The organism is Polaribacter sargassicola (assembly GCF_021991835.1).
Classification (GTDB): domain Bacteria; phylum Bacteroidota; class Bacteroidia; order Flavobacteriales; family Flavobacteriaceae; genus Polaribacter; species Polaribacter sargassicola.
The window spans coordinates 389,839-413,022 of record NZ_JAHDAU010000001.1; the positions used below are offsets into that span (position 1 = coordinate 389,839).

24 protein-coding genes are annotated in these 23,184 nt (G+C 26.8%); 14 read left to right on the forward strand and 10 right to left on the reverse strand.

Annotation, left to right across the window (positions count from 1 at the left end):
- Positions 1 to 21: 21 nt before the first annotated feature.
- Both KI686_RS01640 and KI686_RS01645 read left to right on the forward strand, forming a co-directional pair.
- Positions 22 to 903 carry a LytR/AlgR family response regulator transcription factor gene (locus tag KI686_RS01640; protein WP_237587501.1) on the forward strand — a complete coding sequence of 294 codons (882 nt, stop codon included), beginning with the start codon at positions 22 to 24 and terminating at the stop codon, positions 901 to 903.
- A 10-nt stretch (positions 904 to 913) separates the two neighbouring features.
- Positions 914 to 1,795: a LytTR family DNA-binding domain-containing protein gene (locus tag KI686_RS01645; protein ID WP_237587502.1), complete on the forward strand. Its 882-nt coding sequence runs from the start codon at positions 914 to 916 to the stop codon at positions 1,793 to 1,795.
- A gap of 186 nt (positions 1,796 to 1,981) precedes the next feature.
- Here KI686_RS01645 and KI686_RS01650 read toward each other — a convergent pair whose 3' ends face one another.
- From KI686_RS01650 to rnr, 3 genes are all read right to left on the reverse strand, one after another.
- A complete protein-coding gene (locus KI686_RS01650) occupies positions 1,982 to 2,167 on the reverse strand; it encodes a Sec-independent protein translocase subunit TatA/TatB (protein ID WP_237587503.1) in 186 nt (61 codons plus the stop codon).
- Positions 2,168 to 2,228: 61 nt separating this feature from the next.
- Positions 2,229 to 2,918 carry a head GIN domain-containing protein gene (locus KI686_RS01655; protein ID WP_237587504.1) on the reverse strand — a complete coding sequence of 230 codons (690 nt, stop codon included), beginning with the start codon at positions 2,916 to 2,918 and terminating at the stop codon, positions 2,229 to 2,231.
- A gap of 89 nt (positions 2,919 to 3,007) precedes the next feature.
- Entirely contained in the window at positions 3,008 to 5,227 is a 2,220-nt protein-coding gene (rnr, locus tag KI686_RS01660) for a ribonuclease R (RefSeq protein ID WP_237587505.1), read from the reverse strand.
- A 478-nt stretch (positions 5,228 to 5,705) separates the two neighbouring features.
- On the opposite strand from rnr, the gene KI686_RS01665 reads away from it, so the two are divergent.
- From KI686_RS01665 to KI686_RS01685, 5 genes are all read left to right on the forward strand, one after another.
- Complete coding sequence (locus KI686_RS01665) at positions 5,706 to 5,879, forward strand: hypothetical protein (RefSeq protein ID WP_237587506.1); 174 nt, start codon at positions 5,706 to 5,708, stop codon at positions 5,877 to 5,879.
- Between the two features lie 607 nt (positions 5,880 to 6,486).
- Complete coding sequence (gene rpiB / locus KI686_RS01670; protein ID WP_237587507.1) at positions 6,487 to 6,921, forward strand: ribose 5-phosphate isomerase B; 435 nt, start codon at positions 6,487 to 6,489, stop codon at positions 6,919 to 6,921.
- 27 nt (positions 6,922 to 6,948) lie between these two features.
- The gene (locus KI686_RS01675; RefSeq protein WP_237587508.1) at positions 6,949 to 7,389 is read left to right on the forward strand and encodes a GNAT family N-acetyltransferase; all 441 of its coding nucleotides are present in this window, start codon (positions 6,949 to 6,951) and stop codon (positions 7,387 to 7,389) included.
- A gap of 14 nt (positions 7,390 to 7,403) precedes the next feature.
- Positions 7,404 to 8,426, forward strand: a complete 1,023-nt coding sequence (locus KI686_RS01680; RefSeq protein WP_237587509.1) for a zinc-binding metallopeptidase family protein — start codon at positions 7,404 to 7,406, stop codon at positions 8,424 to 8,426.
- 31 nt (positions 8,427 to 8,457) lie between these two features.
- Positions 8,458 to 8,634: a hypothetical protein gene (locus KI686_RS01685; protein WP_237587510.1), complete on the forward strand. Its 177-nt coding sequence runs from the start codon at positions 8,458 to 8,460 to the stop codon at positions 8,632 to 8,634.
- Positions 8,635 to 8,789: 155 nt separating this feature from the next.
- Here KI686_RS01685 and KI686_RS01690 read toward each other — a convergent pair whose 3' ends face one another.
- Both KI686_RS01690 and KI686_RS01695 read right to left on the reverse strand, forming a co-directional pair.
- Positions 8,790 to 9,335 carry a pseudouridine synthase gene (locus KI686_RS01690; protein WP_368735866.1) on the reverse strand — a complete coding sequence of 182 codons (546 nt, stop codon included), beginning with the start codon at positions 9,333 to 9,335 and terminating at the stop codon, positions 8,790 to 8,792.
- 25 nt (positions 9,336 to 9,360) lie between these two features.
- Entirely contained in the window at positions 9,361 to 10,152 is a 792-nt protein-coding gene (locus tag KI686_RS01695; RefSeq protein ID WP_237587511.1) for an aldose 1-epimerase, read from the reverse strand.
- Between the two features lie 114 nt (positions 10,153 to 10,266).
- Here KI686_RS01695 and recA point away from each other — a divergent pair, with 114 nt between their 5' ends.
- Both recA and KI686_RS01705 read left to right on the forward strand, forming a co-directional pair.
- A complete protein-coding gene (recA, locus tag KI686_RS01700) occupies positions 10,267 to 11,274 on the forward strand; it encodes a recombinase RecA (protein ID WP_237587512.1) in 1,008 nt (335 codons plus the stop codon).
- A gap of 73 nt (positions 11,275 to 11,347) precedes the next feature.
- Positions 11,348 to 11,887 (forward strand): GNAT family N-acetyltransferase, encoded by a 540-nt coding sequence (locus KI686_RS01705; RefSeq protein ID WP_237587513.1) that lies wholly within the window; start codon positions 11,348 to 11,350, stop codon positions 11,885 to 11,887.
- A 4-nt stretch (positions 11,888 to 11,891) separates the two neighbouring features.
- Here the strand turns inward: KI686_RS01705 and KI686_RS01710 are convergent, their stop codons facing one another.
- The 3 genes from KI686_RS01710 to dut are packed head-to-tail and all read right to left on the reverse strand — an operon-like array spanning position 11,892 to position 13,114.
- The gene (locus KI686_RS01710; protein WP_237587514.1) at positions 11,892 to 12,044 is read right to left on the reverse strand and encodes a PspC domain-containing protein; all 153 of its coding nucleotides are present in this window, start codon (positions 12,042 to 12,044) and stop codon (positions 11,892 to 11,894) included.
- 18 nt (positions 12,045 to 12,062) lie between these two features.
- A complete protein-coding gene (locus KI686_RS01715; RefSeq protein WP_237587515.1) occupies positions 12,063 to 12,677 on the reverse strand; it encodes a hypothetical protein in 615 nt (204 codons plus the stop codon).
- Positions 12,678 to 12,682: 5 nt separating this feature from the next.
- Positions 12,683 to 13,114 carry a dUTP diphosphatase gene (dut, locus tag KI686_RS01720; protein ID WP_237587516.1) on the reverse strand — a complete coding sequence of 144 codons (432 nt, stop codon included), beginning with the start codon at positions 13,112 to 13,114 and terminating at the stop codon, positions 12,683 to 12,685.
- Positions 13,115 to 13,212: 98 nt separating this feature from the next.
- On the opposite strand from dut, the gene KI686_RS01725 reads away from it, so the two are divergent.
- From KI686_RS01725 to KI686_RS01740, 4 genes are read left to right on the forward strand one after another with little or no spacing between them, the layout of a single operon-like run.
- Positions 13,213 to 14,208, forward strand: a complete 996-nt coding sequence (locus tag KI686_RS01725) for an NAD(P)H-dependent glycerol-3-phosphate dehydrogenase (protein ID WP_237587517.1) — start codon at positions 13,213 to 13,215, stop codon at positions 14,206 to 14,208.
- 43 nt (positions 14,209 to 14,251) lie between these two features.
- Positions 14,252 to 14,911: a hypothetical protein gene (locus KI686_RS01730; RefSeq protein WP_237587518.1), complete on the forward strand. Its 660-nt coding sequence runs from the start codon at positions 14,252 to 14,254 to the stop codon at positions 14,909 to 14,911.
- A gap of 45 nt (positions 14,912 to 14,956) precedes the next feature.
- The gene (locus KI686_RS01735) at positions 14,957 to 16,225 is read left to right on the forward strand and encodes an MFS transporter (protein ID WP_237587519.1); all 1,269 of its coding nucleotides are present in this window, start codon (positions 14,957 to 14,959) and stop codon (positions 16,223 to 16,225) included.
- Positions 16,226 to 16,258: 33 nt separating this feature from the next.
- Positions 16,259 to 17,599, forward strand: a complete 1,341-nt coding sequence (locus KI686_RS01740; RefSeq protein WP_237587520.1) for a Kelch repeat-containing protein — start codon at positions 16,259 to 16,261, stop codon at positions 17,597 to 17,599.
- Between the two features lie 49 nt (positions 17,600 to 17,648).
- Here KI686_RS01740 and KI686_RS01745 read toward each other — a convergent pair whose 3' ends face one another.
- Both KI686_RS01745 and KI686_RS01750 read right to left on the reverse strand, forming a co-directional pair.
- A complete protein-coding gene (locus KI686_RS01745; protein WP_237587521.1) occupies positions 17,649 to 17,981 on the reverse strand; it encodes a hypothetical protein in 333 nt (110 codons plus the stop codon).
- 144 nt (positions 17,982 to 18,125) lie between these two features.
- Positions 18,126 to 19,772: a glycerol-3-phosphate dehydrogenase/oxidase gene (locus tag KI686_RS01750; protein ID WP_237587522.1), complete on the reverse strand. Its 1,647-nt coding sequence runs from the start codon at positions 19,770 to 19,772 to the stop codon at positions 18,126 to 18,128.
- 78 nt (positions 19,773 to 19,850) lie between these two features.
- On the opposite strand from KI686_RS01750, the gene KI686_RS01755 reads away from it, so the two are divergent.
- Positions 19,851 to 23,129, forward strand: a complete 3,279-nt coding sequence (locus KI686_RS01755) for a S8 family serine peptidase (protein WP_237587523.1) — start codon at positions 19,851 to 19,853, stop codon at positions 23,127 to 23,129.
- The last annotated feature ends 55 nt before the right edge of the window (positions 23,130 to 23,184 follow it).

Here is a 23,184-nt window from a genome sequence, read left to right on the forward strand (position 1 = left end):
AAGATTGACCACGAGTTTTTTATGAAAAAAATATTTTATTGGCTATCAATACCTTATTATTTTAATCCCTCTTTAAAGTTTAAGTTTCAAGTAAGTATATTTATGGGGGCATTTGTTTTCCTCTTTTTATACCTTTTTAGACCTTTTTATATATCCTTATTTGTTGGATTAGAACTAGAATATACTGCATTTATAGGTATTATTACATTTTTAGCAGTATTATTTGTACTTACTATACCTCCCCTATTATTTAAAGATTATTTTAATGAAGATAATTGGACTATTGGTAGAAATTTATTTTTAATAAAAATTGGATTATTTATTAATGGTAGTTCTCTTTGGTATTTAGGTAACTTATATAGAAGTTATTATGGTTTTGGTAGTATTGGCTATTTTAGATATTTATTTTTTGTCTACCTTTTAGGTACATTTCCTGTTATTTTATTCACTTTTTTTAATGAAAGAAATGTTAGAGATAAAAGAAAAAAAAGAGCAGAAAAAATTAATACTTTAAAAAAGTATCAAGTAAAAGAAGAAAAAATAGTTACAGAAGAATCTATTATTATATATTCTGAAAATAAAAAAGAAAATATTAGTTTTAAAATTCAAGACTTAGTTTATGTTACTTCGCAAGGTAATTATGCTAGTTTTTTTCTTTTAACTGAATATAAAAAAGATTTAAAAGAAATTATACTAAGAATAACTTTAACAAAAATAAATGAAATATTAGAAAGTTATAACAATGTTATACGTTGCCACAGATCTTATATTGTAAATACATATTTTATTAACTCTATTTCTGGAAACGCAAGAGGATATTTCTTAAAATCTAATAAAATTTTAATAGAAATACCCGTTTCTAGAAATTTTAAAAAAGAAGAATTAGAAAAACTAATTCATTAATTTAATCTTTATGAAGAAGTTATTTTATTGGCTTTCTACACCTTATTATTTTAATCCTTCAATTAAATTTAAATTTAAGGTTAGTATATCTATGGGAATATTTATTTTCTTATTCTTATACTTTTTTAGGCCTTTTTATCTTTCTTCATTCACAGAATTAGTATTAGAATACACAGCTTTTATAGGTTTTATTACTTTTTTAGGCATCTTTTTTATTCTTTTTATTCCTCCTATTTTTTTAAAAAAATATTTTCATGAAGATAATTGGACTATTGGTAGAAGTTTATTTTTAATAATAATAGGTGTTTTTATAATTGGTAGTAGTCTTTGGTATTTAGGCAACCTTTTTAAAAATTTTCATTCTTTTAGAAGTATAAATTATTTTAGATATTTATCTTACTCTTACTTAGTAGGTACGTTACCTATTGTATTTTTTGTCTTTTTTAATGAAAAAAAATTAAGAGAAAAAAGAAAGAAAAAAGCAGAAAAAACTATTAATACACTTAAAAATAAACAAAAAGAAAACAAGGTAGTTTTAGAAGAGTTTGTAACAATATATTCTGATAACAAAAAAGAGAAAATAAGTTTTAAAATTACAGACTTAGTTTATATAACTTCCGAAGGTAATTATGCTAGTTTTTTTATTTTAACAGACAATAAAAAAAACTTAAAAGAAAAAATACTAAGAGTAACTTTATCTAAAATAAATAATGAACTAGAAACCTATAAAAATATAATTCGTTGTCATAAATCTTATATTATAAATGCTAATTATATAAAAGATATAAAAGGTAATGCAAGAGGTTACTTGTTAAAATCTAATATCATTTCATTCGATATTCCGGTTTCTAGAAGTTTTTCTAAAAATTCTTTAGAAAATTTAATAAAATAAGGTTCCCATTTATCCCAAACCTTCCTGTTTACAACAAATTTTATTAAAATATAAGTTTTACAAACTATATTTGCAGCGCTTAAATATTGAATTAAAAATTTGGGGGAATTTTTAATTTAAAAAATAAAAGCTCAATTTGTATACAAATTGAGCTTTTTATTCTTTAAAAGAAATACTAAATAATCTTTATTTTTCTTCTAATTTATCGTCTGATTCTTCTTTAGCAGCTTTTTTAAATTCTTTAATACCACCACCTAATCCTTTCATTAATTCTGGTATTTTTTTACCTCCAAATAATAATAAGATTACTACAACTATTATTGCAATCTGAGGACCACTAACAAATCCAAAATATATAGCTAAACTGTTCATTTTATTTTATTTTATAAAAACAAAGATACAAAAAAGGTTATTATAGCAACTTATTTAAAGCCTAATTCCTTTTTTGAATTGTACCTCCTATTACTTTTTTATCTTTAATAACCTCTGGGTTACCTTTGTAAAAGATAGACCCTCCAAAACCTACTTTTGCATTTAAAGTTTCTCCTGCCAAAATTTCTGCTTTTGCTCCTGTACCAGCTTTTACATTAGAATTTCCAGAAATTTTCATGTCATAACCATTATAAATACCATATAAATCTACATCTACTTCTTGGTTATCTGCACTACCAATTAACTTAATAATACCACCAGAAGAAGTTCTTACCTTAAGATATTTAATTGTTGCAGATAAATCTATAAAAGCTCTTTCTTGTGCATTTACTTCTAATTTATTTTGAATAAAATTTTTACTTGTAATAGTAGAACCTTCGTTTGCATCTATAACAGCAATATCTTTATTATAATATAGTTTTACAGAAACTTTACCATCTGCAGAGTTATTTTCTGGTTTTAAAGAAAAAGGCAAAGACAGTTTTAAAGTATTATCTACTGTCTTAATTTTTACCATTTCAGATTTTTCTCCTGTAATTTCTAGTTTTTGATCAGAAGATTTTATTAACTCTACTTCTATTCCATTATAAACTTTTAAAATATTATAATCTCCTAAAACTTTTGTTACCGTAGATTGTGCTTGTAAATTAAAACTTAATAATAAAACACATATATAAATTATTTTTTTCATCATTTTTAAATTTATGGTTTTTAAATCAATAATTATACCAATATATAAAACCATATAATTGGTATATTATTACAAATAAATTATAAAATTTAATCTTCAATTAAAGAAAAATCTAAATGTTTTCTTTCTAAATCTGTATGTTTAACTCTAACTTTAACATCATCTCCTAATTGATAAATGTGTTTTGTAGATTGCCCAACTATTGCGTATTGTTTTTCATCAAAAATATAATAATCACTTTTTATATCTCTAATTCTTACCATACCTTCACATTTATTAGAAGATATTTCTACATAAATTCCCCATTCTGTAACACCAGTAATTACACCATCAAAAATTTCATCTTTATGATCTTGCATGTATTTAACTTGCATGTATTTTATAGAAGATCTTTCTGCTTTAGATGCCAATTCTTCTCGTTTAGAAGAATGTTTACATTTTTCTTCGTATGAATCTGCTTTTGGCGATTTTCCGCCCTCTAAATAGTGTTGTAGTAATCTATGTGTCATTACATCTGGATATCGTCTAATAGGTGATGTAAAATGACTATAATAATCAAATGCCAACCCATAATGACCTATATTTTGTGTTGTATAAACAGCTTTAGACATAGAACGAATGGTTAAAGTTTCTATCATATTAGATTCTGCTTTACCTTCTACATCATTTAATAGCTGATTTAAAGACTCTGAGGTAGATTCTTTAGTATCTGTGTTTATTTTATATCCAAATTTACTTATGATGTTTTGTAAAGATGCCAATTTTTCTACATCTGGCTCATCATGTACTCTATACACAAATGTTTTATTAGTTGCTTTTCCTTTATTAAAACCAATAAATTCTGCTACTTTTCTATTTGCTAACAACATAAATTCTTCAATTAATTTATTAGCATCTTTAGATTTTTTAAAATAAACACCAACCGGATTTGCTTCTTCATCTAAATTAAACTTTACCTCTACTCTATCAAAAGAAATAGCACCTTGTTGCATTCTTTTTTTACGAAGAATTTTTGCTAATTTATCTAATTGCAAAGTAGCTTCTACAATTTCTGGGGTAACTTGGTATTCTTTATCTATTATAGAAGTTTCTAAAGGCATTGTATATGGCTTAATGTCATCAGATAATTTACAATTTTCTATAATAGATTGTGCTTCTTCATACGCAAAACGTTGGTCTGAATAGGTTACAGTTCTACCAAACCACTCGCCTACTACTTGGGCTTTTTTATTGATTTCAAAAACTGCAGAAAATGTTAGTTTTTCTTCATTTGGTCTTAAAGAACAAACACCATTACTTAACATTTCTGGCAACATTGGTACTACTCTATCTACCAAATAAACAGATGTTGCTCTGCTATAAGCTTCATCATCTAAAATAGTGTTTGGTTCTAAATAATGCGATACATCTGCAATATGGATTCCTACTTCATAATTACCATTTTCTAATTTTGTAAAAGACAATGCATCATCAAAATCTTTTGCATCTTTTGGGTCTATAGTAAAAGTTAAATCGCCTCTCATATCTCTACGTTTAGCAATTTCTTCTTTAGTAATTTCTATCGGTAAATTTTCTGCCTCTTTTTCTACTTCTGGTTCAAATTCATAAGGTAAATCATATTCTAATAAAATAGAATGCATTTCTGTATTATGATCTCCTGGTTTACCTAAAACTTTAGTAATTTTACCAAAAGGATTTTTAGAGTTTTGTGGCCAATCTGTTATTGTAGCTTGTACTTTATCTCCGTCTTCTGCTCCATTTAATTTATTTTGCGATATAAAAATATCTGCATACATTTTGTTGCTATCTGGTATTACAAAACCAAAATTTTTATTTTTTTGTAAAACTCCTACAAATTCTGTTTTTGCTCTTTCTACAATTTCTACAACATCTGCTTCTAATTTTTTTCCGCTTCGTTTTTTATATACGTAAGCTTTAACGGTATCGTTATGTAAACCTTTACCAAGATTTACATTTGGGATAAAAATATCTTCTTCGTAATCATCTGTTACAAAATATCCGTTTCCGTTAGAGGTAATATCTAAAACACCTACAGAGTATTTTCTATCTGCATTTATTTGAAATTTTCCTCTATCAATTTCTTTTATTTTTTTGTTTGCAGTTAGCTCTGCAAGTTTTTTTATAATCTGATTTTTACCATCAGTATCTGTAACACTTAATTTTGCAGCAATTTGTTTATAATTATAATATTTATCGCTGTCTTCATTTAAAATTCTAAAAATATTTCTAGTTAAGTCTTTAATTACTTTTCCTTTTTTTTTAAATATTCTTTTTTTCTTTCTACTCATTTATTCTTACTTCTGTTTAGTTTGATACTAAAATACAATTATTAAACCTGAATTTGTATTAAAAAACAGTTATCAATAAAAAAATGCATTTAGTTATTTGTTTTTAAGCCTATTTATTAACTGATTAATTTAAATTTTTAAAATAGAGATGCTTTTCTTTATTATTAAAATAAAAATCTACAATTTATATACAATAAAATATCAGGCTCTTATATAATTTACATCTAAATACACGTAATTAAATTATTACATCGTATTTAGAAACATTGTTTTAATTAGTGAAGAAGTTACATTTATCAATGTAAATAACAAAACAACGCCACAAATGTATACAAAAACTTTTACAGTTACTATAAAACTTAATAGAGAAGAACTTGTATTCTTTTAATTTTACTTTAAAAAGTTAAAAAAATCTTAAATTTTGTGTAACATTTTAATTTTTACAACGTCTATATAATAAGAAGTTCCCCTTATTAAAATGAAAAATCTACGTAAAATTATAGCTTTATTCCTTTTTATCTTTATTGCAGGCATTTATGCTACTGTAGTAACCATAAAAACTTCTTTAAATAAAGATGAAACTACAAACCAAACAGTAGAAATACAAAAAGACTCACTTTACCCTTTAAGAGTAGAAAAGAAAACTGTTTAGTTTTTATTACCTTTTTTCTTTTAAAAAAAATATCATACTTTTTAAGTACAATAAAACTTACTTTTCTTTTTTTAGATTTAAACAGTTATAAACATTCTATATTATATTTATTTTTCTTTTATAAATTTTTAAAAAACAATTATGTTTATAATAGTGTGTTAATAGCTACTATAAATTTTTCTTTTTTTCTTTTAATATATCACTTATTAAAAAATAAGAACAACTTATTAGTAGTTTAAAATGTTTAAAATCAATTAAAATATAGAGTTATTAACAATAGTTATAAACAGTAGTTAACGTAAAAATCTTAATAGTTAACAACTAAATCTATGTAAACAAAATGTAAATTTTATGTTGATAAACTTTTATCAAAAACTTATAAAAAAATTTGCATATATCTAAAGCTTGCTTGTATTGTAATTATATTTTAATCTACCAAAAAAAGTTTTAAGAGTTTACTGATACTTCTTAACATTTGCTTAATATAGATAACATCTTAAAAATTAATTGTTTATTAAAAAAGATAAAATTTTGATTGTTTATAACTGTTGATAACCCTTAGTTTCTTTACTTTTGTTGCTTACAACACTATTAAAATCAATTTATTATGACAATTGCCATTGGTAATGACCACGCAGGAACAGCATATAAGTTCGAAATTATAAAACATTTAGAAGAAAAAGGATATGAAGTGTTAAATTTTGGAACCGATACAAACGATTCTATGGATTATCCAGACGCAATACATCCAACTGCAGATGCTGTAGAATCTGGTAAAGCAGAAATGGGAATTATTTTATGTGGTTCTGGTAATGGTGCACAAATGACAGCAAATAAACACCAAGGTATTAGAGCTGCTCTTTGTTGGAATAACGAGTTGGTAGCATTAACAAGACAACACAATAATGCAAATATTTTAACAATACCTGCACGTTTTGTGTCTTTACAACAAGCTTTAGGTTTTGTAGATATTTTTTTAAATACAGAATTTGAAGGTGGAAGACATCAAAACAGAGTTGGTAAAATTTCTTGTGCTGGTTAATTAGTTAAAAAGCTTATAAATTTTTTTATGAAATTTATTACGAAATCTTTTTCTGAATTATCTACTACAGAATTGTATAAAATATTACAACTACGATCAGAAGTTTTTGTGGTAGAACAAGATTGTGTATATCAAGATATAGATTTTAAAGATCAAAAATCTTTACACATTTTAGGTAAAAAAGAGGATAAACTTATAGCTTACACACGTATTTTTAAACCAGGAGATTATTTTGAATTTGCCAGTATTGGTAGAGTAGTTGTGGTAGCAGAAGAACGTAAGTATGGTTACGGACACGATTTAATGAAAGCTTCTATAAAAGCTGTAAAAGAGCATTTTAAAGTTGATAAAATTACAATTTCCGCACAAAAATATTTAAAAAAATTCTACGAATCTCATCAATTTATTCAAGTTGGAGAAGAATATTTAGAAGACGGAATTCCACATATTAGAATGGATAGAAAATAAATTATTAAAAAAAGATGAAGCTATTTAATTGCCCAAAGTGTAATCATATTATATTTTTCGAAAACGAAAGTTGCGAAAAATGTAAGAGTACATTAGGTTATAATTATTTAATTAATAATTTTTCTATACCTAATATTACATCAAACCTTACTTATTGTTTTAATCATAAACATAATAGTTGTAATTGGTTAATAGATGCTTCTTCTAAAAATAAATTCTGTGTTGCTTGTAATCTAAATAGAAAAATACCAAACAAAGCAAATATTGATGCTTTTGATAAATATAAAAGGTTAGAGTTAGCTAAACATCGTTTAGTTTACCAATTATTACAACTAAAATTACCGTTAAAGTCTAAAATATTACATATAGAAGGTTTGGCTTTTGATTTTTTATCAGAAAATAATAAAGAAAATAAAAGAACAGGTCATGCAAACGGAGTTGTTACAATAATATTAAAAGAAGCAGATTCTGTACATAGAGAACAATTAAGAAAACAAATGAACGAGCCTTATAGAACATTATTAGGGCATTTTAGGCATGAAATTGGTCATTATTATTGGCCTTTACTTTTTAAAGAAAAAAATGTTAATAAGTTTAGATCTTTGTTTGGTGATGAGCGTTTAGATTATGGTTTAGCATTAGAAAATCATTATAAAAATGGTATTAAACCAAATTGGAATTCAGAGTTTATAAGTAGTTATGCAGCTTCTCATCCTTGGGAAGATTGGGCAGAAACTTGGGCGCATTATTTACATATAATGGATACTTTAGAAACTGCAAATTACATAGGTTTTTCTATAAAAAATAAAAATAATGAAGTTTTAAACAACAGAGTTTTAAAATTTAAAAATCCATATAAAATTAAAAATTTTAAGCAAATATTTAAAGCAAGTATCTCTTTAACATCCGCAGCAAATAGTTTAAATAGAGCTATGGGTTTACCAGATATTTATCCTTTTGTAATACCAAAACCTGTTTATAAAAAGTTAGAATTTATACATAACTTGTTGTTTAATGCAAATGTAAAATTGACTTAATTTTTTATAAAACATTGTAAATAAAATAATTATGAGTAAACCGCTTCAGTATTTTATAATAGCAATTAGTATTGCATCAATTTTTTTATCAATCTATACTATTTTTAAAACTCATGTTTTTTTTGATGGTTTAGGCGGTATAATTGTAGGATTTGGGTTATTAGGTGCTTTGTATTTTGATAAACATCAAAAAAAATCGAATAAATAATTATGTATCTTTCTTTTTAGTCATCTTATAAATTAGATAACCAAAACCTACTAAAAAGTGTAAAATAATTATTGCCGCTACAATGTATAAAGTTGTGTTAGAATTGTTCATAACACAAAATTATAAAGTTGATTATAATTTTTTTGTGATAAATGTTACATTAACTTATCAACTTCTAAAATATTACCAACTTCTAAATTGTCTAATTTTATATCACCAATTCTAACACGAATTAAACGTAAAGTTGGCAAACCAACAGCAGCCGTCATTTTACGTACTTGTCTAAATTTTCCTTCTCTTATAATAATAGAAACCCAACTTGTAGGTCCGTGTCTTTCGTCTCTAATTTTCTGACTTCTTAAAGGAAATTTAGGATCATCAATTATAAAAGCTTTACCAGGTTTTGTAGTGTATTTTTTACCATTAAAACCAATTTCTACACCATTTTTTAACTGTTTTATTTCTTTTTCGGTAACAATACCATCAACTTGTACGTAATACTCTTTTTCGTATTTATTAGATCTAATTTCTGCAGATACTTTACCATCGGTTGTTAATAAAAGTAAACCTTCAGACGGAACATCTAAACGCCCAATTGCCATCGTTCCTTCTGGAAAATCATATAAATCTCCTAACAATTTTTTTTTCCGCTTTGCGGGATTTACAAACTGAGAAATCATTCCCCAGGGTTTATGAATTATAAAATGACGATGCTTTTCTGCCAAATTATAGCACTTTTATGTTTACAGAAAAAGTGTTTTTTCCTGTTGATAAAGACATATTTTCTTCAGAAAATTTTTGATCTGTGTAAGAAGTATATTGCGTAATTGGCTCAATACATAGCATGTTGTCAACTTCTGTCCAAAGCATAAAGTTATTAAAACCTTCGGTTGATATTTCTAAATCGTTTTTATCAATATTTTTTAAGATTATTTTATCAGTTCCTAAAACAGGAAAAGCGTTAGAACCAGCTTTGTAAACATCTTTTAAAGTAATTTTTTCTGTACCAGCTTCTAAAATTTCGTTACCAGTATCAGATAACATAAATGCAGGATGATAACCTAACATAAAAGGCATTCCTTCATCAGAACTAATGATAAATTCAATTGTTAAAATATCATTTTTTAATGTAAAAACTTTTTCAAAAGTAAAATTGAAAGGCCAAGAAAGATTTTCTTCGGTAGATTTTACAGGAAATTTACTGTTGTTAACAAGTGTATTTTTAGTATATTTTTTAATAAATTTTGCAGAATTTTCATCCGAAGAAACTAAAGAATATTCTAATTCTCGTAACAAACCATGTTGGTCTAAAATAGCATCTCCGTTTTTAGTGTGTACTCTAAAATTATTTTTGGCAGTTGGGCCAATTACCGGAAACATTTCATCATCAGAATTACGCCAACCTTTATTTCCTTTTTGATGAATGTATTCTTTTTTATCTTTTGTAAAACTTATTAATTCTCCTTTTTCAATTACAATGTTGCTATTCTTATTTTGTAAAAATATTTTTGAACTCATTGTTTAAATTTTTTAGGTAAAAATAGTATAAAATGTAGTTTATTTTTTAGGAAAAATAAATTTATATTTTTGTAACTTGTCTCACTTTTTAAAATTAAAAATAGAGTTCGATTTATGGCAGTAGATAAAGAAAAAGCAGCAAAACTTAAAGCGCTTCAACTTACTTTAGATAAACTAGATAAGACTTACGGAAAAGGTTCTGTAATGAAATTAGGAGATGTTGTTAAAGAAGATGTAGATGCAATTTCATCTGGTTCTTTAGGTTTAGATTTAGCATTAGGCGTTGGTGGTTATCCAAGAGGTAGAATTATAGAAATTTATGGGCCAGAATCTTCTGGTAAAACAACATTAACTATTCATGCAATTGCAGAAGCCCAAAAAGCTGGCGGAATTGCAGCATTTATTGATGCAGAACATGCATTTGATAAATTTTATGCAGAAAATTTAGGAGTTGATGTAGAAAATTTAATTATTTCTCAGCCAGATCACGGAGAGCAAGCATTAGAAATTGCAGATAATTTAATTAGATCTGGTGCAATAGATATTGTTGTTATAGATTCTGTTGCTGCATTAACACCAAAATCTGAGATTGAAGGAGAAATGGGAGATTCTAAAATGGGTCTTCATGCACGTTTAATGTCTCAAGCATTACGTAAATTAACAGGTACAATTTCTAAAACAAACTGTACAGTAATCTTTATTAACCAATTACGTGAAAAAATTGGTGTAATGTTTGGTAATCCAGAAACAACAACTGGTGGTAACGCATTAAAATTTTATGCTTCTGTACGTTTAGATATTAGAAGAAGAACGCAAATTAAAGATGGAGACAGAGTTATTGGTAACAGTACAAAAGTTAAAATTGTAAAAAATAAAGTAGCACCACCATTTCAAATTGCAGAATTTGATATTATGTACGGAGAAGGAATTTCTAAAGTAGGAGAAATTTTAGACATTGCTGTAGAATTAGGTATTGTAAAGAAAAGTGGTTCTTGGTTTAGCTACGGAGAAACAAAATTAGGACAAGGAAGAGACTCTGTAAAAGGATTGATAAAAGACAACCCAGAATTAGCAGAAGAACTAGAAGGAAAAATTAAAGTTGCTATTGAAAATCAAGAGTAATTTTTAAAACTTTTTATATTATTAAAACTGCTATAGATTAAGAATTCTATGGCAGTTTTTTATTTTTTTTAATATGATTTATTTATCAGATAATTTACAATTAAAGTCTATTTTAAGTTCAGAGTCATCTACTCTTTTTAAATTGATGGAAGAAGTTTACCCTTTAGCTTACAGTCATTTTTGGAAAGATAAAGGGGTTTGGTATGTAAACTCTCAATACTCAAAAGAAAATATTTTAAAAGAATTATCTGTTAAAAATGCCGATTATTATTTTATAGTTTTTAATAATGAAATTGTGGGTAATTTTAGAATTATTTGGGATGAAAAATTAGAAGGTATATCAGAAAAAAAACAAGTTAAATTACATAGAATTTATCTTCATAAAAAAACACAAGGTAACGGAATTGGAAAAAAAATACTTCTTTGGTTAGAAAATAAATCTAAAGAAAAAGGATATAAAATTATTTGGTTAGATGCTATGGATGAACAGCCACAAGCTTTTAATTTTTATAAGAAACAAGGGTATAAATACCATTCTCATACTTTTTTACCTTTTGATTTACTTTACGATAAAGTAAGAAAAATGAGTCAGATTTTTAAAATATTAGACTAATAAATTATTCTTTAGATAATATTTTTACCAACCATAAAATTAAATAAGCACCAACGCCTAAACCTGCAAATAAAACTAATAAAACTAATAGTATTCTTATATTTTTTGCAGAAAATTGGGTTTTAGTACTTAGCCATTCACATACACCTAAAATCATACTTTTATTTTTAAATTATTAATTAAACTTTTTACTTTTTAAAATATGTTTTGCTTTATTTTTAATACTTTTCTTAGCTCCATTTTTTGATAAAAAAAGTACACTTTGTTTATCTATTTCTTTAGTATTTAATAAAAGGTTTTGTAAAATTGAATTTTTAGAGTCAATCAACATTTTAGCTATTTTACTAGTATATCCTTTTTCTAAAAATGTTAACCTTAAAGCTTCTAATTTCTCGTCTACAATTCCTCTACTTTTTAAGATGCGTTCATCTTTAAATTCCTCTAAAAAATAGCACAACTCTTCAATTTTATTTACAATTTCTAACCTTTTTTTTGATTTATAAATTAAATGCGGATTTCCCCAATTTCCAGCCATTAAAAAAGTGTTATTTACTTTATTAAATTCTTCTTGTAAATTTATAACTTTTAAAACATACTCACCATTTACATCATCTTCTGGTTGCCATTGTAATTCTATCGATCTATTTCGGTTTTCAGAATATAAAAACAATAAATTTTCAGCAAAATAGGTCATTGTTTCTTCAGACGGATCAATTTCAAAAAAACAGTTCCATTCAATTTTCCAATCACTAGAAATTCTTAATGGTTGATATTCTTTATAAATAGCCATTAAAATTAAATTCCTGTACTACCAAAACCACCAGCACCACGTTCTGTTTCGCTTAAAACTTCTACTTCTTTCCAAACAGCTCTTTCGTGTTTTGCAATAACTAATTGCGCAATTCTTTCACCATCATTTATAATAAAATCCTCATTAGATAAGTTTACTAAAATTACCCCAATTTCTCCACGATAATCTGCATCTATAGTTCCAGGAGAATTTAAAACAGTAATTCCTTTTTTAGCAGCCAAACCACTTCTTGGTCTAACTTGTGCTTCAAAACCAACAGGTAAAGCAATAAATAAACCCGTTTTTACAATAGCTCTTTCTAAAGGTTTTAAAGTTATTGATTCTTCTATATTTGCTCTTAAATCCATACCTGCTGCACCTTCTGTTTCGTATGCTGGTGTTGCGTGTTTAGATTTATTAATTATTTGTACGTTCATTTTTAATATAAATAGATTGTTAACAAATATAATAAATCAACTATGGATTCTTTATAACTTAATAGTTTTATTACTTTTGATGCATTAAACTAATTTTAATGAGTGAACAAAAAAAAATAGCGGTTTTAGGTGGTGGAAGTTGGGCAACTGCAATTGTTAAAATGTTGATAGAAAACTTAGAAACTGTTGGTTGGTATATGAGAAATACGCTTGCAATAGAGCATATTAAAGAAAACGACCATAATCCTAGATATTTAAGTTCTGCAGAATTAGATGCAAATCGTTTAGATTTATCAGATGATATAAATTATATGGTTAAAAATTACGATATTTTAATTTTTGCCATTCCATCTGCTTTTTTAACAAGCGAGCTAAATAAATTAACAGAATCTCTACAAAATAAAACTATTTTTTCTGCTATTAAAGGTATTGTACCAGAAACAGGTTTAATTGTTGGCGAGCATTTTAATAGAGAGTTTAATATTCCTTTAGATAATATTGGTGTTATTACAGGTCCTTGTCATGCAGAAGAAGTAGCTATGGAGCGTTTATCTTATTTAACAATAGCATGTACAAACGAAATAAAAGCCAAGTGCATGAAAAATGCCTTACAAAGTTGGTACATTAAAACAAAAATTTCTGATGATATTATAGGTACAGAATACGCTGCTATGTTAAAAAATATTTATGCAGTTGCAGCGGGTATTGCACATGGTTTAGGTTATGGAGATAATTTTCAGGCAGTTTTAATGAGTAATGCCATTAGAGAAATGAAACGTTTTATTAAAAAAGTACATAAGATGAAACGTAACATTAACAACTCTGCTTATTTAGGAGATTTATTAGTTACTGGCTATTCTATTTTTAGTAGAAATAGACAATTTGGTAATATGGTTGGTAAAGGATACACTGTTAAATCTGCTCAAATGGAAATGAGTATGATTGCAGAAGGTTATTATGCTACTAAAAGTGCATACATAATTAAACAGGAAAACAATACTAAAACACCTATTATAGATACTGTTTATAATGTTTTGTATGAAAATAAAAATCCTAAAAAAGAATTTAAAAAGTTGACAGATAAATTAGATTAAATGTTTAATTTTGAACATTAATGTAATTTATTAAACATCTATAATGAAAACAATACAAGAAGTTGTAGAAAGTACTATTAGAAAAACACCTTTTATAGAAGAAGCTTTAAATGAAAAGTTGATAAATGTATCTTCTTTGGCAAGAATTATTTTACCAGAAGTTTCTGCTATTTTAAAGAAAGATATAAAAGTAGGAGCCGTAATGATGGCTATTAATAGACTATCACCTGCAAGTGAGTTACGCATTAGAAGAAATATTAAAAAACTAGCATTAGATTTAGGTGATGTTATAGTTAGATCTGATTTGTGTGATTTTACTTTTAAAAATACTCCTTCGTTATTAAGAGAAATTGCAAAAATTCTTACAAAATCTTCAGAAAATTCTGATTACTTTTTAACGGTTTCTCAAGGAATTTTTGAAACCAATATTGTTACTAGTAAAAATTTAAGACCTTTTGTAGAAGAAATTTTTGAACAAGAAACGCTAACTAACAGTATGTTAGAATTAGCATCTATTACCATAAAATTACCAAAAGAAAATTTAGAGCAATCTGGTATTTATTACTTTATTTTAAAACAATTAGCTTGGGCAGATATTCCTTTACAAGAAATAATTTCTACTACAAACGAAATGACAATTGTTGTAAAAGAAGAAGATATTAACCAAACTTTTGCCATTTTAATGGATATGAAATTAAGCTAATACTATTTTTATTACATAAAAAATGAACCTTTAAACAGTATAAAAATGGTAAAGCAAGATCCATATGCAGCTTTAAGAATAAAAGAGTTTAATATATTTTTATTTGTTAGGTTTTTACTTGTTTTTGGTTGGTCTATGCAATTTATTGTTATAGAATGGCAAGTATATTCTATAACAAAAGATCCTTTATCTTTGGGGGTTATTGGTTTAATGGAAATTATACCAGCATTTACTATGGCTTTATTTGCAGGTCATATAGTAGATCAAAATGAAAAAAGAAACCTGTTAGCCATTTGTACAGCTGCTTTTTCTTTAATTAGTTTAGGTTTATTTTTATTAACTACTAATAGTATTGTAAGTAGTTGGTCTACAAAATCAATCTTATATTCAATTTATGGATTGGTTTTCTTTGGTGGGTTTTTGCGTTCTTTTTTTGGACCCACAATTTTTTCTTTAGTAGCACTTTTAGTTCCTAAAAAAATATACCATAATGCTGCAACTTGGAGTACAAGTACCTGGAAAACCGCTTCTGTTTCTGGAGCTCTGTTTGGTGGATTTTTTATTAGTTGGATAGGTGTTGATAAAACACTTTGTTTGGTATTTGTCTTGGTAATTTTATCACTTATTTTTCTTTTTCAAATAAAAAAGAAACCAATTTTAAACAAAAAAATTGGCGAGCCTATGAAAGAAAGTTTAAAAGCTGGTGTAAAATTTGTGTTTAAAAACAAAGCAATTTTAGGCGTTTTGTCTTTAGATATGATTGCTGTTTTATTTGGCGGAACTGTAGCTATTTTATCTGTTTTTGCACAAGATGTTTTAAAGGTTGGGCCAGAAGGTTTTGGGGTTTTAAACGCTTCTATTTCTATGGGAAGTATTGTAACAATGTTTTTAACAACATATATTCCTATCAATAAAAATACAGGTAAAAAAATGTTATTTTCTGTTTTTATTTTTGGTTTAAGTATTATTGCTTTTGGTTTATCTTCTATTTTTTGGGTAAGTATTTTGGCTTTATTTATAAGTGGCGCTGCAGATGGTATTTCTATGGTAATTCGTCAAACAATACTACAATTAAAAACACCCGATGATATGCGTGGTAGAGTTTCTTCTGTAAATTCTATGTTTGTAGGTTCTTCTAATGAGCTTGGTGCTTTTGAAAGTGGTTTAGCAGCAAAATTATTAGGCCCAGCAATGGCGGTTATTTTTGGCGGAAGTATGACTTTAATTACTGTTGTTGCAACTGGTGCTTTAAACCCAACTTTAAGAAAATTAGATTTAACAGAAGATCTTAAAGAAAATGAAAAAGAGGTATAATTATTGCTATAAAAAATAAAACTAATCACTACTATGAAACCAATTTTTACAATTTCTTTTTTACTGTTTTATATAACATGCTTTTCTCAAAAAATTAAAGTTACAGTTCTAGATTTAGAAACAAAACAACCAATAGAAAGAGCACATGTTTTTTTTGTTGATAAAACTATTAACACCAACCAAAAAGGAGAGTTTTCTTTTAATTTAAAAGGTAAAAAAAGTATTAATTTTTCTGTTTCTCACATTAAATATGAAACAAAAAATATTACTTATAAGAAAACAGACAAACCTTTTATAGTTTATCTTAAAGAAAAATTAGAAACTTTAGAAGGTTTTAATATTAGTGCAAATAAAAAGTTGCAAAATACTATTAAATTTAAAAGATTAGAAGACTTACCTAGAGGAGCTTATTCTTTTGCATCTGTATTAAATAATAATAAAATTTATGTATTTGGTGGTGATATAACAAATTATCATGAACAGAATAAAGAAGCTTTAAGTGAGTTAACATTTAGTAGTGAAACCGAAATAATGAGGTTTTTAACAAAACCAAAATTTTCTAATTACACAAGTTTTATAGGTGATTTACAAACGTACAATATAACAGAAGACAGATGGAGTATTGTTAAAGATAGAGTTTTAAAAAGAGCTTATAGCAATGCAATTTCTTATAAAGACACTGTTTATTTAATGGGAGGTAAAAAATTGTCTAAAAAGAAAACAAGAGAGTTATTGGCTAATGATATAGAGTTACTTTCTTTAAAAGATTTGTCTATTACAAAAGATCAAACAAATCCGCACCAAGCAGTAAATTTTGGTAGTGTTTTGTATGAAGATAAAATTATAGTTTTTGGTGGTTCTACAAAAAAATTAAAAAATAACAATATTCTTTATTCAGATGACATTCATATATATGATTTAAAAACCGGATATTGGTATTTATTAACTAAAATGCCAAAAAGTAAAGAAGTTACAGGTATTGTTTTTGATGATAAATTATATTTTTTTGGAGGTTATAATAGAAAGAATTTAACAGATATAGAATCTTTTGATTTAAAAACCGGAAGATGGAAAAAGGAAGGATCCCTTTTTACAGCAATGAAAAATCCTGCAATTACTAAAGATAAAGAATTTATTTATTTAAATGAAAATGGAAAAATAACAACTTTTCAACCTAAAACAAGAGAGTTAAAAGAATTTAAAGTAGACTTGAATTTAAAGGATGCTAAAATGCATTTTTTTAATGAAAAATTATATTTAATAGGTGGTTATCACTATGTAAACGAATATAGAAAATATCCATCAAAAGGTGTTTTTAATATAGAAGTTGTAGAGTTTTTTAACACAAAACCTATTAGAACTAAAATTCTTTAAATAAGTAAAAGACCACTTATTATTTTAAATAAGTGGTCTTTTTTATTTATTAATTTTCTTCCTTAATTGTTAAGATAATTTTTACAGTTATCTTTTCTCCTGTTTCTTCACCTTCATCATCTAGCTCATCAATTTTTTTTGTGCTGTAGGTAATAGAAAATTTTTTACCTAAATAGCTATCATCATACAAGGCAATTTCTACATCATCAGATATATCATAAAATAAGTGAACGGTTTTTTTATCGTCTATAAATTTGTAAAATCCGTTTTCTGTAATGCTGTTAAAAGTTGCTATAATTTTGTTTTCTTGTGCAGATATTTTATTTACAGCCAAAGAAAGAGACATAAACAGCACAAGTGCTGATGCATATATTGTTTTCATAATTTTTAATTTTAAGTTTATTTTTTAATACATATAATAGCTATTCTTTTTTCCTAAAAGAATGTGCTTTTTTTAAGGTAAAAATGAGCTATATGTACATAAGCCTTAAGATTAAAAATAGTTATATCAAATATAAATTATTTTTTAATTGAATGTTAAAATTGATGCTAATTTTTTATTTAATTCATCAATATATTTTTGTTTAGTGTTTTTACTCCAATTAAACTGATTTTCAAATAGTTGTATTACATATTCTTTGTGTATAAATACACTTTTAGAATCAAAAAATAAACGACCAGTTCTGCGCATAAAAAAATCTGTTGGTGTGCAAGCCATTTCGTAGTTTATAGCATACCAAACTTCTGCTTTTATTAATTTTTCTTGCATATTTTCATGCATTAAATCATCAAATTTTTGCAAAATAATATCTGTTTGTTTTCCGTAATTATGTACTAAATATTCAGCATCTTTTCTATCAAAATCTACTTCTGCAATTCTATTCTGAATTGCATCTGTATAACTTTTTACTTCGCTATAATTTTTAAAATCTCCACCAGAAAGTACAATTTCTTTGGTTTTTATTTCATCAAAAGAGGTGTTAAATCTTCTTTCGTATTTTTTAGCAACTAAATCTACAATACGTTCTGCCATTTTACGATAACCTGTTAATTTTCCGCCAGCAATAGAAATTAATTCTGTATCAGAAACAAAAATTTCATCTTTTCTAGACAATTCAGAGGCAGATTTACCTTCTTCATGAATTAACGGTCGCAAGCCTGCCCACGAAGATTGAATATCTTCTATAGTAAGATGAATATCTGGAAACATATTATTTACAGCAGAAATTAAATACATAACATCTACCATATCAACATTAACATTATTTTTATCTGTTTGATAATTAGTGTCTGTTGTACCAAAATAAGTAACTTTTCCTCTTGGTATGGCAAACATCATTCTACCATCTGGAATATCAAAATAAACAGATTGTTTTACAGGTAATTTTTTATGTGCAACAACTAAATGAACTCCTTTTGTTAAATGCAAACGTTTGCCTGTTTTAGAATGGTTTGTTTTACGTAAATCATCTACCCAAGGGCCTGTTGCATTTACTACATATTTTGCATTTATACCAAAATACTCATCTGTTAAATTGTCTTTAACTAAGGCACCAGCAACTTTATTATCTTTATAAATAAATTCTGAAGCTTCTGTATAATTAATAATTTTAGCGTTGTAATTTAAAGCTGTTTTTAAAACTTCTATTGTTAAACGAGCATCATCTGTTCTGTATTCTGCATAATAACCTGCGCCATTTAAAATGTTTTTTGGTAATAAAGGTTCTTTATCTAAAGCTTCTTTTTTATCTAACATTTTACGTTGATCTTCTCCTTCTACAGAGGCTAAAATATCATACACTTTTAATCCGATAGAAGTTAACCAAGAACCATAAGTTCCGCCATCTATTAAAGGTAAAATCATTTTTTCTGGCACTACTAAATGTGGTGCTAATTTGTGCACAATTGCACGTTCTGTACCTACTTCTTTTACCAACCAAAAATCAAATTGTTTTAAGTAACGCAAACCACCGTGAATTAGTTTGGTAGATTTACTTGAGGTACCAGAAGCAAAGTCGTTTTTTTCTATTAAAGCAACTTTCATTCCTCTAGACGCAGCGTCTAAGGCAATTCCTGCTCCTGTAATTCCACCACCAATTATTAACAAATCAAACTCTGTAGATTGTAATTTTTTTTTGATGTCTTTTCTATTAGAATATGAAAAATTTTTCATGATAAAAGTTAAAATTTTATAAAAAAATAAATAAAACTATATATTTGCTAGTAAACAAAAAAAGTTTAAAATAAAAGCATGAAACACAATTACCTTAAGAAACTGTCTTTAATTTTATTTTTTATAAGTTTTTCAATAGTAGGTCAAAAAACTAGTGAAAAACAAATAATAATAAAAGATTACGATTTAGTAAAATTACAAAAACTTAAAGAAAATTTTTCTTCTAATTTTTTATTAGAAAAAGATAATGCAATCCTTATAGCAAAACAAAAAGGATGGAAAATCTCTTATATAGATTCTGATGGATCTTATTATGAGCTAATGAAAGTATCTAAAGACGGAAAACCTTTATATTACAAAACAGATAATGCTGATGCAGCAATTTCTACAAGAGCTAATTTTTTACATAAAGATGGTGGTTTAGGTTTAGATATAGAAGGCCAAGGAATGACAGCTTATGTTTGGGATGGTGGTTTAGCAAGAACAACTCATCAAGAATATGATGGAGATGGAGGAGAGGATAGATTTTCTATTGGTGATGGTACTACAGAATTAAATTTTCATGCTGCACACGTTATGGGTACTATTATAGCATCTGGTTTTGAACCACAAGCTAAAGGTATGGCTCCACAAGCTAAAGGTATAGGTAGTGATTGGAATAATGATTTATCTGAAGCAACTGCAGCTGCTGCTGAAGGTATGTTATTATCTAATCATTCTTATGGTTATGATGCAGATGCGGTTTCAGACTGGACTTTTGGGGCTTATGGTGCTGATGCTAGAGAATGGGATGAGTTATTATATAATGCACCTTACTATCTTAAGGTTGCTTCTGCAGGTAATGATGGAGATAATAATACAGCAAACGCAGATCCTTTAAACGGAAATAGTTTATTTGATAAATTAAATGGAGATAAAGTATCTAAAAATACATTAGTTGTTGCAAATGGGCAAGATGCTAGTATAAATGCAGATGGTAGTTTAGCTTCTGTTGTAAGAAACTCTAGTAGTTCTGAAGGGCCAACGGATGATTTTAGAATAAAACCAGATATTATGGGTAATGGTACAGGTGTATATTCTACTTACGAAAGTGCAGACGATGAATATGCTAGTATTACAGGTACTTCTATGGCAGCACCTAACGTAACAGGTTCTTTATTATTATTACAGCAATATTATAATGAAACTTATGGCAGTTTTATGAAAGCTGCTACTTTAAAAGGATTAGCTATGCATACAGCAGATGATGCAGATATGGTTGGTCCAGATGCTCTTACTGGGTGGGGATTAATGAATACCAAAGTGGCAGCAGAAACAATTACTAAAAAAGGTTTTGAATCTTGGATATCTGAAGAAACATTAACAAATGGAGGAACTTATTCTTTAACTGTTAAATCTGATGGTTTTAATCCTTTATTAGCATCTATTTCTTGGACAGATAAACCAGGTGTTGCAAATACAGGTATTTCAAATGACCCAACAGCAGCTTTAGTTAATGATTTAGATATTAGAATTACACAAGGTGAAAATGAATATATGCCATGGAAACTTACAGGTTTAGAAACAAATGATAAAGGAGATAATTTAGTAGATCCTTTTGAAAGAGTAGATGTTGCAGATGCATCTGGAGAATATACAATTACTATTACTCACAAAGGTACTTTAGAAGAGGCTCAAAACTTTTCTTTAATTGTAACAGGTATTTCTGGTGAGTTTAACTTTTTAACAGATAATTCTGAACAAAAAGTTTGTTCAGATTCTGATGCTGTTTTTAATTTTGAGTTTAGACAAGCAGTTGCAGGAACTACTCAATTTACATCTTCTGGTTCTCATGAAAATATGTCTGTAGTTTTTTCTGAAAACTCTTTAAGTGAAGAAGGTAGTTTTAATGTAACATTTGATGGTTTAGAAGATGTACCTGCTGGTTCTTATGATATTGATATAATTGGAGACAATGGAAATGAAACACAAACAAGACAAATTACATTAGTAGTTTATCGAGAAGATTTTAGTGATAATCCATCATCTTTAGAATTTCCAGCTAATGGAGAAAAAAGTATTTCTAGAAGAGTAGCTTTAGAGTGGGAAGAAAACTTAAATGCAGAAACTTATCTAGTAGAATTTTCAGATTCAGCATCTTTTAGTAATATATTATTTACAGATGAAGTAATAGCTACTACTGTAACAGTAGACGATTTAGAAACAAACACTGTATATTATTGGAGAATTAAACCAATTAATAGATGTGGAGAAGGAGACTATTCAGTTGCTAGTAGCTTTCAAACAGGTATAACAGATTGTTCTAATACATACGAAGCAACAGATTTTTCTGCAGCTAGTTTAAATCCTTTTACAGCACCAAATACTGCTTATGTACCAATTAATGTTACAGATAATTTATATGTAAATAAAGTTATTGTTACATTAGATATAAACCATACAAGTGTGCAAGATTTAACAATATCGTTAGAATCACCAAGTGGAGCAAGTGTTGTTTTACTTTCTAATGCTTGTGATGATACAGATAATATTTCTAATGTTACTTTTGATGATGATGCAGATGAATTAGTTTGTAGTACAACAGACCCTGCAATATCAGGTACAATTGCTCCAGAGAATAATATGACTGATCCATTTTTAGGAGAAAATGCATATGGAGAATGGAAATTAATAGTTGTAGATAATGCAGAATCAAACGGAGGAGCAATAAATTCTGCATCTGTAACAATTTGTTCTACTATAGAAAACACAAGTATTCCTTCTTTTTCTAGCTCTAATATAGTTTTAAATGGTAATTCTAATTACGTGATTACTACAAGTAATATGAGTGCTTCTACAGCTTCTGAAACAGATGCAGAACAAATTTATACTTTAGTAGAACTAACAGATATAGGATTTCTTACAAAAGAGGGTACAGATTTAGTTTTAGGAGATACTTTTACACAAGCAGATGTTGCTGCTGGTATAATTGCTTTTACAAATTCTGAAGTAAACTCTTTTACAGATGCATTTAAAGTTGATGTAACAAATGCTGCAAAAGGATGGTTACCTAACCAAACTATTACTATAGAAGAAAGTACTTTAGCAGTAGATCAATTTTCTTTAAACGAAGTTTCTTTATGGCCTAACCCAGTAAAAGGAATTTTAAATGTACAATTAAATAACACTAATGGAGATGATGTAATTATTTCGTTATTTGATTTACAAGGAAGAAAAATAATTAACTCTGTTTATAAATCTTCTGGGTCTGTATTTAACAAAGAAATAAGTACACAAAATATTTCTTCAGGAGTTTATTTATTAAGTATTCAAGAAGGAAATAAAAAAGCAACTAAAAAGATTATTATATCTAAATAAAAATAGTTGTATACTAATAAAAATAGTTGTATACTAATAAAAAAACCAGTGAATT